At 71.3% G+C, this 12,487-nt stretch carries 12 protein-coding genes; 6 read left to right on the top strand and 6 right to left on the bottom strand.

Features of this window, described 5'->3' with window-relative positions:
• The first annotated feature begins 90 nt into the window (after window positions 1–90).
• From J2847_RS13645 to mnhG, 6 genes are read left to right on the top strand one after another with little or no spacing between them, the layout of a single operon-like run.
• Window positions 91–3,078 carry a monovalent cation/H+ antiporter subunit A gene (locus J2847_RS13645; RefSeq protein ID WP_209779490.1) on the top strand — a complete coding sequence of 996 codons (2,988 nt, stop codon included), beginning with the start codon at window positions 91–93 and terminating at the stop codon, window positions 3,076–3,078.
• Window positions 3,078–3,422, top strand: a complete 345-nt coding sequence (locus tag J2847_RS13640) for a Na+/H+ antiporter subunit C (RefSeq protein WP_085552981.1) — start codon at window positions 3,078–3,080, stop codon at window positions 3,420–3,422. The genes J2847_RS13645 and J2847_RS13640 overlap by 1 nt, the downstream gene beginning before the upstream one ends.
• Window positions 3,419–5,059: a monovalent cation/H+ antiporter subunit D gene (locus tag J2847_RS13635; protein ID WP_233474506.1), complete on the top strand. Its 1,641-nt coding sequence runs from the start codon at window positions 3,419–3,421 to the stop codon at window positions 5,057–5,059. Before J2847_RS13640 ends, J2847_RS13635 begins: the two co-directional genes overlap by 4 nt.
• Window positions 5,056–5,544 carry a Na+/H+ antiporter subunit E gene (locus tag J2847_RS13630; protein WP_209779489.1) on the top strand — a complete coding sequence of 163 codons (489 nt, stop codon included), beginning with the start codon at window positions 5,056–5,058 and terminating at the stop codon, window positions 5,542–5,544. The genes J2847_RS13635 and J2847_RS13630 overlap by 4 nt, the downstream gene beginning before the upstream one ends.
• Window positions 5,541–5,822 (top strand): K+/H+ antiporter subunit F, encoded by a 282-nt coding sequence (locus tag J2847_RS13625; protein WP_209779488.1) that lies wholly within the window; start codon window positions 5,541–5,543, stop codon window positions 5,820–5,822. The genes J2847_RS13630 and J2847_RS13625 overlap by 4 nt, the downstream gene beginning before the upstream one ends.
• The gene (gene mnhG, locus J2847_RS13620; protein ID WP_209779487.1) at window positions 5,819–6,226 is read left to right on the top strand and encodes a monovalent cation/H(+) antiporter subunit G; all 408 of its coding nucleotides are present in this window, start codon (window positions 5,819–5,821) and stop codon (window positions 6,224–6,226) included. The genes J2847_RS13625 and mnhG overlap by 4 nt, the downstream gene beginning before the upstream one ends.
• Here the strand turns inward: mnhG and J2847_RS13615 are convergent.
• The 6 genes from J2847_RS13615 to J2847_RS13590 form a co-directional block, all read right to left on the bottom strand.
• The gene (locus J2847_RS13615) at window positions 6,186–7,343 is read right to left on the bottom strand and encodes a CaiB/BaiF CoA transferase family protein (RefSeq protein WP_209779486.1); all 1,158 of its coding nucleotides are present in this window, start codon (window positions 7,341–7,343) and stop codon (window positions 6,186–6,188) included. The two genes, mnhG and J2847_RS13615, sit on opposite strands and share 41 nt — an antisense overlap.
• 14 nt (window positions 7,344–7,357) lie before the next feature.
• Window positions 7,358–7,693, bottom strand: coding sequence for a hypothetical protein (locus tag J2847_RS13610; RefSeq protein ID WP_209779485.1), 336 nt, complete (start codon window positions 7,691–7,693; stop codon window positions 7,358–7,360).
• Between the two features lie 17 nt (window positions 7,694–7,710).
• Complete coding sequence (locus tag J2847_RS13605) at window positions 7,711–8,700, bottom strand: NADPH:quinone oxidoreductase family protein (RefSeq protein WP_209779484.1); 990 nt, start codon at window positions 8,698–8,700, stop codon at window positions 7,711–7,713.
• Window positions 8,697–9,557 carry a MaoC/PaaZ C-terminal domain-containing protein gene (locus tag J2847_RS13600; protein WP_209779483.1) on the bottom strand — a complete coding sequence of 287 codons (861 nt, stop codon included), beginning with the start codon at window positions 9,555–9,557 and terminating at the stop codon, window positions 8,697–8,699. The genes J2847_RS13605 and J2847_RS13600 overlap by 4 nt, the downstream gene beginning before the upstream one ends.
• Before the next feature lie 3 nt (window positions 9,558–9,560).
• Window positions 9,561–11,126 carry an AMP-binding protein gene (locus J2847_RS13595; RefSeq protein ID WP_209779482.1) on the bottom strand — a complete coding sequence of 522 codons (1,566 nt, stop codon included), beginning with the start codon at window positions 11,124–11,126 and terminating at the stop codon, window positions 9,561–9,563.
• Window positions 11,127–11,233: 107 nt separating this feature from the next.
• Window positions 11,234–12,475, bottom strand: coding sequence for an ABC transporter substrate-binding protein (locus tag J2847_RS13590; RefSeq protein WP_209779481.1), 1,242 nt, complete (start codon window positions 12,473–12,475; stop codon window positions 11,234–11,236).
• Window positions 12,476–12,487: the final 12 nt, after the last annotated feature.

Genomic DNA, 12,487 nt, shown 5'->3' with positions numbered 1-12,487 from the left:
CTCCGGAACGCCCGCCGCCCCACCGATGGCCACGGTCCCGCCCCACGGTTCCGCCCACGCCGTCACCAAGCCGCTTGATTGTTGGAGAGCATGCCCGACGCCCTGTTGCTCCTGACCGCCGTCGGTCTTCCCTTCGTCGGCGCCATCGCCGCCGGCCTCCTGCCGACGCACGCGCGCAACGCCGCGGCGTGGATGGCCGGCGGGGTCGCGCTGGTCGGACTCGCCCTGCTGTGGGCCGCCTATTCGACGGTGGCGGCCGGCGGCGTGCTCCGCCACGAGATCGACTGGATGCCGTCGGTCGGGCTGAACTTCATCCTGCGGATGGACGGCTTCGCCTGGCTGTTCGCCGGGCTGATCTCGGGCGTCGGCGCGCTGGTGATCCTCTACGCGCGCTACTACATGTCGGCCGAGGATCCGGTCCCCCGGTTCTTCGCCTTCCTGCTCGCCTTCATGGGCTCCATGATGGGGGTGGTGCTCTCCGGCAACCTGATCCAGATCGCCTTCTTCTGGGAGCTGACCAGCCTCTTCTCCTTCCTGCTGATCGGCTACTGGCACCATCTGGCGGCGGCGCGCGACGGGGCGCGGATGGCGCTGACCATCACCGCCACCGGGGGCCTGTGCCTGTTCGCCGGCATGCTGGTGCTCGGCCACATCGTCGGCAGCTACAACCTCGACGTCGTGCTGGCCTCGGGCGACCGCATCCGGGCGCATCCCCTCTACCTGCCGGCCCTGATCCTCATCCTGCTGGGCGCCCTGACCAAGAGCGCGCAGTTCCCCTTCCATTTCTGGCTGCCGCACGCGATGGCGGCGCCAACCCCGGTCTCGGCCTACCTGCACTCGGCGACGCTGGTGAAGGTCGGCATCTTCCTGATGGCGCGGCTGTGGCCGGTGATGGCCGGGACCGAGGCCTGGTTCTGGATCGTCAGCTCGGCCGGCATCGCCACGCTGCTGCTCGGCGCCTACGCCGCGATCTTCCAGCACGACCTGAAGGGGCTTCTGGCCTATTCGACCATCAGCCATCTCGGGCTTATCACGCTGCTGCTCGGCCTCAACAGCCGGCTCGCCATGGTCGCGGCGATCTTCCACATCATCAACCACGCGACCTTCAAGGCGTCGCTGTTCATGGCCGCCGGCATCATCGACCACGAGACCGGGACCCGCGACATCCGGCGCCTGTCCGGCCTGAACCGCTTCATGCCCTTCACCGCGCGGCTGGCGCTGGTCGCCGCCGCCGCGATGGCCGGCGTGCCGCTGCTCAACGGCTTCATCTCCAAGGAGATGTTCTTCGCCGAGGCGCTGTCGGCCGAGGGGCCGCTGCCGCCGCTGATCGACATCCTGCCGGTCGCCGCCACGGTGGCGAGCGCCTTCAGCGTCGCCTACTCGCTGCGCTTCATCCACGGCGCCTTCTTCGGCCCCGATCCGGTCGACCTGCCGCGCAAGCCGCACGAGCCGCCCTCCTGGATGCGCTTCCCGGTCGAGATCCTGGTGCTGGCCTGCATCATCGTCGGCCTGCTGCCGGCGGCCACCGTCGGGCCGTACCTGGACATGGCGGCGCACGCCGCCCTGGGGACCGCGACGCCCGAATACAGCCTCGCGGTCTGGCACGGCTTCAACCGGCCGCTGCTGATGAGCCTGCTGGCCCTGACGGCCGGCGTCGTGCTCTACCTGCTGCTCCAGGAGTATCTGGCCAAGGGGGTCGAGGGGGCGCCGCTGATCCGCCGGCTGGACAGCCAGCGCCTGTTCGAGCGCGCCCTGGTCTTCCTGTCCTGGCGGCTGGCGCGGACGGCGGAGGGGCTGCTCGGCACCCGCCGCCTGCAACCCCAGCTCCGCCTCGTGGTCTGCGTCGCCGTCCTGGCGGCGGGCTGGGCCGCCCTGCTGCGCTGGCCCGGCCCCGGCAACCTGATCCCCGCCGGCATCGACCCGGTGCTGGCGCTGATCTGGGCGATCGGCGCGGGCTGCGCGCTGGGCGCGGCGTGGCAGGCGAAGTTCCACCGGCTCGCGGCCCTCATCCTGCTGGGCGGCACCGGGCTGGTCACCTGCATCACCTTCGTCTGGTTCTCCGCCCCCGACCTCGCGCTGACGCAGCTGCTGGTCGAGGTCGTCACCACCGTCCTGCTGCTGCTGGGCCTGCGCTGGCTGCCCAAGCGGCTGGACCTGCCCGGCACCCGCGCGGCGGAGGTGCTGACCCGGACGCGCCGCCTGCGCGACCTCGGCATCGCCGTCGCCGCCGGCGCCGGCATGGCGGCGCTCGCCTTCGCGGTGATGACCCGCGTCCCGCCGGAGCTGCTGGCCGAGCATTTCCTGGAACGCGCCTACACGGAAGGCGGCGGCACCAACGTCGTCAACGTGATCCTGGTGGATTTCCGCGGCTTCGACACGCTGGGCGAGATCACCGTGCTCGGCGCGGTGGCGCTGACCGCCTACGCGCTGCTGCGCCGCTTCCGCCCGGCGCCCGACAGCGTCGACGTGCCCGAGCAGCAGCGCGCCCAGAGCGCCTACGACATCGCCCAGCCGGAGCGGCGCGACGGCGACACGGTGGCCGACTGGCTGCTGATCCCGTCGCTGATCGCGCGGCTGCTCTTCCCGATCATCTGCCTGGTCGCGATGTTCCTGCTGCTGCGCGGCCACGACCAGCCCGGCGGCGGCTTCGCGGCGGGGCTCACCGCCTCGATCGCCATGATCCTGCAATACATGCTGGGCGGAACGCAGTGGGTCGAGGCGCGGCTGCGGGTGCTGCCGCTGCGCTGGATGGGCATCGGGCTGCTGCTGGCCGCCGGCACCGGCCTGGGCGCCTGGGCGTTCGGCCGGCCCTTCCTGACCTCCTATTTCGCCTACGCGGATCTGCCCGTGCTCGGCAAGCTCCCGATGGCGAGCGCCCTGATCTTCGACGTCGGGGTCTTCGCCCTGGTGGTCGGCGCCACGATGCTGACGCTGATCGCGCTGGCCCGCCAGTCGCTGCGCGGCCACCGCGCCTCGGCGCCGCGCCCCGCCGACCCGCCGGCCCTGCCGCCGCCGGTATCGGCGCCGACGCCGCCCCCGACCCCGACGCCGGCACAGACGACGATGGGAGACGACTGATGGAACTCATCCTCGCCCTCGGGATCGGCGTGCTGACGGGATCGGGCGTCTGGCTGCTGCTGCGGCCCCGCACCTTCCAGGTGATCATCGGCCTCTCGCTGCTGTCCTACGCCGTGAACCTCTTCATCTTCTCCACCGGCGGGCTGCGCACGGGCGCCGCGCCGGTGCTGCAACAGGGAACCGCGGGTGACCTCTCCACCTACGCCGACCCGGTGCCCCAGGCCCTGGTCCTCACCGCCATCGTCATCGGCTTCGCCACGACGGCCCTCTTCCTCGTCCTTCTGCTGGCCGCGCGCGGCCTGACGGGGACCGATCACGTGGACGGCCGGGAGAAGGACCGATGACAGGCTGGATGGACCATCTGACGATCGCCCCCATCGTCATCCCCCTGCTGGCCGGGGCGATGATGATGCTGATCGACGAGCGGCGGCGTCCGCTGAAGGCGGCGCTCGGCCTCGCCTCCACGGTGGCGCTGCTGGTGGTGGCGGTGACGCTGCTGCGGATCGCCGACGGCGCGCCGCCGGAGGCGGGGGCCGCCGCGGTGCGCATGTACCGGCTGGGCGACTGGCCGTCCTTCCTCGGCATCGTGCTGGTGCTCGACCGGCTGGCCGCGCTGATGCTGGTGCTGACCGCCATCCTGGGCCTCGCCGCCCTGGTCTTCTCGCTGGCGCGCTGGCAGAAGGCGGGGGCGCATTTCCACCCGCTGTTCCAGTTCCAGCTGATGGGGCTGAACGGCGCCTTCCTGACCGGCGACCTGTTCAACCTCTTCGTCTTCTTCGAGATCATGCTGGCCGCCTCCTATGGGCTGGCCCTGCACGGCTCCGGGCTGGCCCGCGTCCGCGCCGGGCTGCACTACGTCGCCATCAACCTGGCGGCCTCCCTGCTGTTCCTGATCGGGGTCAGCGTGATCTACGGCATCGCCGGCACGCTCAACATGGCCGAGCTGGCGAACCGCATCGCCACCGTCGCGCCCGAGGACCGGGCGCTGCTGGAGGCGGGGGCCGCCATCCTCGGCATCGCCTTCCTGACCAAGGCGGGGATGTGGCCGATCGGCTTCTGGCTGCCCAACACCTATTCCACCGTCAGCGCGCCCTCGGCGGCGATCATGTCGATCCTCAGCAAGGTGGGGATCTACGCCGTGCTGCGGCTGTGGTTGCTGATGTTCGGCGGCAGCGCCGGCGCCTCGGCCGGCTTCGCCGGCAACTGGCTGCTGATCGGCGGCGTGCTGACCATCGTCTTCGGATCGGTGGCGGTGCTGGCGACGCAGAGCATGGCGCGGCTGGCCGGCGCCTGCGTGCTGGTCTCCTCCGGCACGCTGCTGGCGGCGGTCGGCATGGGGCAGGTCGCGGTGACCGGCGGGGCGCTGTTCTATCTGACCAGTTCGGTCCTGGCGATCGCCGGCTTCTTCCTGCTGATCGAGCCGCTGGAGCGCAGCCGCGAGGTCGGCGCCGACGTTCTGGCGGTGACCCGCGCGGCCTTCGGCGAGGACGACGAGGAGCCCGACGAGGACGACGAGGTCGGCATCGCCATCCCGGCGATCATGGCGATCCTCGGCGTCAGCTTCGGCGCCTGCGCCCTGCTGCTGGCCGGCCTGCCGCCGCTGTCCGGCTTCCTCGCCAAGTTCGCCATGCTGGCCCCCCTGCTGGCGCTCGACACCAGCGGCGACGCCGGCGTGTCGGTCACCGCCTGGGTGCTGCTGGCGGCGCTGATCCTGTCCGGTCTGGCGACGGTGGTCGCCATGACCCGCACCGGCATCGACGTCTTCTGGGCCTCGCCGGGCAACGAGCTGCCGCGCGTGCGCGTGGTCGAGATCGCGCCGGTCGTGCTGCTGCTGTCGCTGTGCGTGGCGCTTTCCGTCGGGGCCGGGCCGGTGATGCGCTACATGGAGGCGACGGCCCAGTCGCTGCACGTGCCGCAGGACTATGTCCGGATGGTGCTGCCGCCGCCCCCGGCGGAACCGGGTGCTGGAGACGGCCGATGAGACGCTGGATGCCCTTCCCCGTCCTGACCGCGACGCTGCTCGCCGTCTGGCTGATCCTGAACGAGAGCGTGACGCCGGGCGGCGTCCTGCTGGGCGGGGTTCTGTCGGTCATCGCCGTCCGCATGCTGCTGGCGCTCGATCCTCCGAAGGGGCGGATCCGGCGGGTGCAGGTGGCGGTGAAGCTGGCGTTCCTGGTCCTGGCCGACATCATCCGCTCCAACCGCGCGGTCGCCACCATCATCCTGCGGCCGGACAGCGGCAAGCGGACGGCCGGCTTCGTGCTGATCCCGCTCGACATGCGGTCGCCCTACGGGCTGGCGGCGCTCGCCTGCATCATCACGGCGACGCCCGGCACGATCTGGGTGGAGTATGATTCGGTCAAGCACACGATCCTTCTCCACATCCTCGATCTGGTCGAGGAGGAGGTGTGGATCGACACCATCAAGGGTCGGTACGAGAAGCGCCTGATGGAGGTGTTCGAATGATCGCGGAAATCCTGGTCTGGTCGATCCTGGTGGCGCAGATCCTGCTGGTTCTCGCCATGGGCTGCGCGGTCTACCGGATGCTGAAGGGGCCGCGCGCGCAGGACCGGGTGCTCGGGCTCGACACGCTCTACGTCAACGCCACCATGCTGCTGCTGACCTTCGGCATCCGCACGGCGAGCATCCTGTATTTCGAAGCCGCCCTGATCATCGCCCTGCTCGGGTTCGTCTCGACGGCGGCGCTGGCGAAGTTCCTCATGCGGGGAGAGGTGATCGAATGACGCATCTGGCCGAGGTTCCCGCGTGGGTGGCGCTGCTCACCGCCCTGTTCCTGCTGATCGGCGCCGGCCTGACCCTGATCGGGTCGTTCGGACTGCTGCGGTTCGACACCTTCTACGCGCGGATCCACGCCCCGACCCTGGGATCGACCCTGGGCGTCGGCTTCGTGCTGATCGCGTCCATGCTGTTCTTCACGGTGCTGGAATCGCGGCTCGTGATCCACGAGGTGCTGATCACCGCGCTGATGATCGTCACCACGCCGATCACGCTGATGCTGCTGGGCCGCGCCGCGCTGTACCGCGACCGCACGGAGGGAAACGACGACGTGCCGCCCTCCCAGGCCACCGTCGTGAAACCGGACGTCGTCATCCCCGAGGCGACAGGCGATCAACCTCCTCCGGCGTGAAGCCCCAGTCGGCCAGGATGTCCCGCGTGTGCTCCCCCGGCGCCGGCGGCGGCCCCTGGACCGCCGGCCGGCTGCGGCTGAAGCGCGGCGCCGGGGCCGGCTGGACCACGCCGCCGACCGCGACGAAGCCCTCGCGCGCCACCGTGTGCGGGTGGTGCGGCGCCTCCGCCATCGACAGGACCGGGGCGAAGCAGACGTCGGTCCCCTCCAGCCGCGCGCACCAGTCGTCGCGCGTCCGCGTCCGGAAGATGCCGGCGAGGGCGGCGCGCAGGCGGGGCCAGTTCGCCTCACTCCGGTCGCGCAGGGTGGCGCGCAGGGTGTCGTCGGTCACGCCGAGCAGCTCCAGCATCGCGTCGTAGAAGCGCGGCTCCAGCGGGCCAATGGCGATGTGCTTCCCGTCGCTGGTCTCGTAGCTGTCGTACCAGGGCACGCCGCCGTCGAGCAGGTTGCCGGCCCGCCGGTCGCGCCACAGCCCGGCGTCGAGCAGCCCGTAGAGCGCCGCCCCCAGCGAGGCGGCGCCGTCGACCATCGCCGCGTCCACCACCTGTCCCTTGCCGGATTTGGCCCGTTCCAGCAGGGCGCAGACCATGCCGAAGGCGAGATACATGGCGCCGCCGCCGTAATCGCCGATCAGGTTCAGCGGCGGCAGCGGCCGGTCGGCCGGGCCGATGGCGTGCAGCATGCCGCTGAGCGCGATGTAGTTCAGATCGTGCCCGGCGGCCTTGGCCAGCGGCCCCTCCTGCCCCCAGCCGGTGATCCGGCCATAGACCAGCCCCGGGTTGACCGCCAGCAGCTCGTCCGGCCCGAGGCCGAGCCGCTCCATCACGCCGGGGCGGAAGCCCTCGATCAGGGCGTCGGCCCGCGCCACCAGCCGCTTCAGCGCCTCCACCCCCTCCGGGCTCTTGAGGTCGAGCACCGCCGAGCGCCGGCCACGGTTGGTCACGTTGCTGAGCACCGGGATGTCGATTCCCTGGTCGGGCGGCGCGGCGCGGTCGATGCGGATGACCTCGGCCCCCATGTCCGACAGCATCATGGCGCAGAAGGGGCCGGGCCCGATGCCGGCGATCTCGATGACGCGCAGCCCCGCCAGGGGGCCCGTCGGTTGCTTGCTGTCCATCACATCCCGCTCCCTCACACTCTTTCCCCCATGGGCTGACACCGGCTTTCCGGACGCCGGCGGCGCAAGGCCGGGCCTGACGACGCCGGGCAAACCCAGGTCTTCCCGACGAAGGAGCGGGTGCTTTCCGACGGCGGCTGGAACGCCCCCTTGCCGGGAACCACGCGCTTCGGGTTGCAGCAGTCCCAGGCGTGCCCGCTCTCGGCCGGGGCCATGACCTGGAACCGGTCGAGGTCGTGCTCCATCGGCCCGTCCTCGCGCAGCGTGCCGTTCCGGACGAACATGTCGCGCACCGGCGTCGCGCGCATCCTGGCGACGACCGCCTTGGCGCCCGGAGACCCGCAAGGCATGGCGGTTGTCCTCCCGGTTATTGCGCGGCCTCGAAATCGGGCCGGATGACGGGCTTGCCGACGCTGCGCCGGTTCCGGAAATCGTCCAGCAGGGAAACCAGCGCGGACAGCGGGTGGATGGTGGGTCGCTCGGGCCGCAGGACGCCGCTGTCGAACAGGTCGCGCAGACGCGCCAGCAGCGCCCGGTTGGCCACCGGCTCCTGCCGCATGAAGCCGCCCCAATCGACCCCGACGATGCTCGCCCGCTTCAGGAGCGGCAGGTTGAGGGGGATGCGCGGGATGTCCCCGGCGGCGAAGCCGACGACCAGATGCCGCCCGCCGGGGGCGAGGCTGCGGAAGGCCGTCTCCGACAGGGCGCCGCCCACCGGGTCGAGCACCAGATCGATCCCGCCGCCCAGCGTTTCCGTCATTGCGCGGCGCCAGTTCGGGTCGCCGTAATCGACCGCCAGATCGGCTCCGCACGCCCGGCAATGGTCCAGCTTCTCCGCCGAGGAGGCCGCCGCGACCACCCGCCCGCCGAGCCCGCGCGCGATGTCGATGGCCGCCGCCCCAACGGTTCCCGCACCGCCCAGCACCAGCACCGTCTCGCCGGCTTTCATCCGCCCGCAGACCTCCAGCGCGTAGAGGCTGGTCGCGTAGGCGCTGAGAATCGAGGCGGCGGTGGCGGGGTCCATGTCCGGCGGCGTCGCCAGGCAATGGTCGCACAGCGCCACCGTGCGCTCGGCCAGCGCGCCCTTGAAGGCGATGGCGGCGACCCGCACGCCGACCAGCGACGGGTCGCCGCCCTCCCCCACCGCCAGCACCCGCCCGGCCAGCTCGCGGCCCGGCACGAAGGGCGGCTCGGGACGCTCCTGGTAGCGGCCGCCCAGCAGCACCGCGTCGAAACCGCCGAGCCCGACCGCCTCCACGGCGATCAGCGCCTCGCCGGGGCCGGGCCGGGGCTCGGCGATCTCGGCGACGCGCAGCTCCGGCGGCTCGCCGTAGGACAGGCAGTGCAGCGCCTTCATCGGATGGCCTCCTTGCGCAGCCGGCTCAGGCCGTTCCTCACCACCACGACGTCGCGCGCCTTGACCCGCGCCTGGAAGGACACCGCGTCGCCATCGACCCACAGATCGACGGTGATCGTCTCGCCCGGAAAGACCGGGGCCGAGAAGCGCGCCTGATGGTGGAGCATGCGCTCCGGCTGGAAATCGCAGCAGGCGGCCAGCACGGCGCGGGCGGTGATCGCGTAGGTGCAGAGCCCGTGCAGGATCGGGCGCGGGAAGCCGGCAACGCGCGCCGCCTCCGGGTCGGCGTGCAGCGGGTTGAGGTCGCCGGAATGCCGGTAGAGCAGAGCCTGCGACGGCATGGTCGGCACATCCACCGACCGGTCCGGCGCGCGGTCCGGCACCCGGTGCGGCGCCGGCTGGCCCTCCGTCGGGCCGCCGAAGCCGCCCTCGGCCCGGCCGAAGGCGGTGGTGACGACGGTCGCCAGCGGCTCGGGGTCGCCGTCGAGGCGCAGGATCTTCTCCTGCGCGAACACGGCCCCCTTCCCCGCCCCCTTGTCCCAGGCACCGACCATGCGCCCTTCGACGGTGCCGGTGCCGCTCGCCGGCATCGGCCGGTGCAGGGTGACCGCCTGCTCGCCGTGCAGCAGGTAGCGGGTGTCGAGACCGATCCGGAACAGCGGCCCGCCGGCGAAGGTCGGCACGATCGCGAAGGTCGGCAGCGCCTTCAGGCCGCGCTCATAGACGAAGGGCAGTTCGTTCCCGTCCATCGGGTCGGCGCCCATCCCGACGCCCAGCGCGTAGAGCATCGCGTCGCGTTCGCTCCAGGACGTGTCGTCCCGCGTCCGCAGCTCCATGATCGCCGCATGGTCCAGCATGATTCAGTTCACTCCGCGTGTCCGGTCGCGCCAGTAAGGCTCGCGCAACGCCTTGCGGTCCACCTTGCCGAGCCCGGTCAGCGGCATCTCGGCGACGATGTCGATGGATTTCGGCGACCAGGGGGCGCCGCGCAGCGCCTTCACATGGGCCTGGAGGTCGGCGGCCTCGGCGCTGGCGCCGGGGCGCAGGGTGACGAAGCCCTTCACCGCCTCGCCCCATTTGGCGTCGGGGATGCCGATCACGCCGGCCAGCGACACCGCCGGGTGCGCCATCAGCGCGTCCTCGACCTCGCGCGGGTAGATGTTGAAGCCGCCGGAGATGATCATGTCCTTGGTGCGGTCGACGATGTGCAGGAAGCCCTCGGCGTCGCGCCGGGCGACGTCGCCGGTGTGCAGCCAGCCGCCGTGGAAGGCCTGCCCGGTCAGTTCCGGCTGGCGCCAGTAGCCGGTCATCACCAGCGGCCCGCGCACGCACAGCTCGCCCGGCTCGCCGATCCCGACCTCGCGCATGTCGGCGTCGAACAGCTTCACGTCGCACAGCGCGGTCGGCCGCCCGCAGGAGCCGAAGCGCTCCGGCCTGGACAGGTCGTGGTCGACCTTGCGCAGCGTGGTGACGCATTGCGGCGCCTCCGACTGGCCGTAGAGCTGGAGGAAGACCGGGCCGAAGGCGTCGATGGCGCGGCGCAGCAGGTCCGGCGCCATCGGGGCGGCGCCGTAGACGATCAGACCCAGCGACGACAGGTCGTGCCGCGCCAGGAGAGCCGGATCCTCGACCAGCGTGTTGATGATGGTCGGCACCAGGAAGGCGGCGGTGACGCGCTCGTCGGCCACCGTGCGGCAGAACTCCTCCCTGTCGAAGCCGGGCAGCAGCAGGGCCGAGCCGCCCATCAGCATGATCGGGTAGAGCATGATGCCGCCGGCGTGGCTGATCGGCGTGACGGCGGCGTAGCGCAGCTCGGCCGGCCATTCCCATTCGGCGGCGATGGTCGAGGCCATGGCGGCGATGGTCCGGTGCGGCAGCATGATGCCCTTCGACCGTCCGGTGGTGCCGCCGGTGTAGCAGAGCAGCGAGGTGTCCTCCGCCTCCACCTGCGGATCGAGCGGGGCGGGCTCCAGACGCGGCAGTTCCTCCAGCAGGTCGGGAACGCCGTCGAGCGGACCGATGGCGAGCAGATGCTCCAGGCTCGGCACCCGCGCGCGGATCGCCAGGGCGCGGGCCCCGAAGCGCTCGGAATCGACGATCAGGGCGCGCGCCCCGGAATCGGCGAGGATGAAGGCGTGGTCGTCCTCGCCGGCCAGCGGGTGCAGCGGCGTGTAGCGGATGCCGAGAATGTTGGCGGCGCAGATGGCGGCCCAGGGCTCCACCCGGTTGCCGGTCAGGATGGCGACGCCGTCGCCCTTGCCGAGCCCGAGGGCGCGGAAGCGGGTGACGAAGCGGCCGATCCAGTCGCCCAGCTCGGCGTAGGTCCAGCGCGTCCGCCGGTCGGCCAGGGCCGGGCGGTCGGCGAAGCGGACGACGGCGTCGGCGATCAGCCGCCCGGCCGTGCCGCCGGTGTGCAGGGATGGCATGGGGATCCTCGCGTGGGGGAGGCGGGGCGGATGGAGGGACACGTGCCCCCACCCCAACCCTCCCCCGCTCAGCGGGGGAGGATGGGTGGGGGCAAGCCAGGCCAGACCTACTTCTTCACCAGCGCGCACTTGCTCTCCGACAGCGGCGCGAAGGCCTCCTCGCCCGGAATGGTCTTCAGCAGCGTGTAGTAGTCCCAGGGCTGCTTGCTCTCCGACGGCGCCTTCACCTTGAACAGGTACATGTCGCGCAGCACGATGTTGTCGGCGCGCAGGCGCGACGGCTTGGTCACCGGGTCGCTGATCGTCGTCTCCTTCATCGCCGCCAGCACCGGGGCGGTGTCGGTGCTGTTGGTCGCCTTGACCGCCTTAAGGTAATGGTTCACCGCCGAATAGAGACCGGCCTGCACCATGGTCGGCATCTTCCCGCGCTTGTCGAAGAAGCGCTTCGACCAGGCCCGCGTCTGGTCGTTCATGTCCCAGTAGAAGGATTCGGTGACGTACATCCCCTTCGCCATGTCCAGCCCCATGGCGTCGATGTCGGTGATCATCGCCAGCAGCGGGGTCAGGGCGACGCTGCTGCCCAGGCCGTACTCGTTGGCCTGCTTCACCGCGTTGATGGTGTCGGGGCCGGAGTTGCCGAAGCCGATGGCCTTGGCGCCGGAACTCTGCCCCATCAGGATCTGCGAGGAGAAGTCGTTGTTGTTGAACGGGTGCTTGACCGAGCCCAGCACCTTGCCGCCGCCCGCCAGCACGCCCTTGGTCGCGTCCTCCTCCAGCGAGCGGCCGCCCGCGTAGTCGGCGGTCACGAAATACCAGTTCTTGGCGCCGTCCATCGTCACCGCCTTCGCCGTCGTCGCGGCGACGGCGCGGGTGTTGTAGCTCCAGTGCAGGGTGGTCGGCTTGCAGTCCTCGCTCGACAGGCTGTTCTGGCCCGACGCGGTGGCGAGCACCAGCCGGTTCTTCTCCGCGCCGATGTTCGACACGGCCAGCGTCACCGAGGCGCCGGCCACGTCGGTCAGCACGTTGACGCCCTGCTCGTCGATCCATTTGCGCGCGATGCTGGAGGCGACGTCGGCCTTGCTGGTGTGGTCGGCCGACAGCAGCGAAATCTTGAAGCCGGGCTTCTCGGCGGCGATGAAATCGTCGATCGCCATCTGCGCCGCCAGCACCGAGCCGGGGCCGACCAGATCGGAGTAGATGCTGCTCATGTCGGTGAGCACGCCGATCTTCACCTCCTTCACCGGGGTCTCCGCCCTGGCCCCAGAGGGAACGGTGGCGGCGGCGGCGGACAGGGCGGCGGCGACCGCCAGACAGGACACGGCGCCACGGAGCGTCTTGGCGAACGGCATGGTTTCCTCCTC

Origin of the sequence: Azospirillum agricola (genome assembly GCF_017876095.1) — a bacterium.
Lineage (GTDB): Bacteria > Pseudomonadota > Alphaproteobacteria > Azospirillales > Azospirillaceae > Azospirillum > Azospirillum agricola.
Note: the sequence above shows the minus strand (reverse complement) of the source record. Positions and strands in the feature narration are given on the sequence as shown.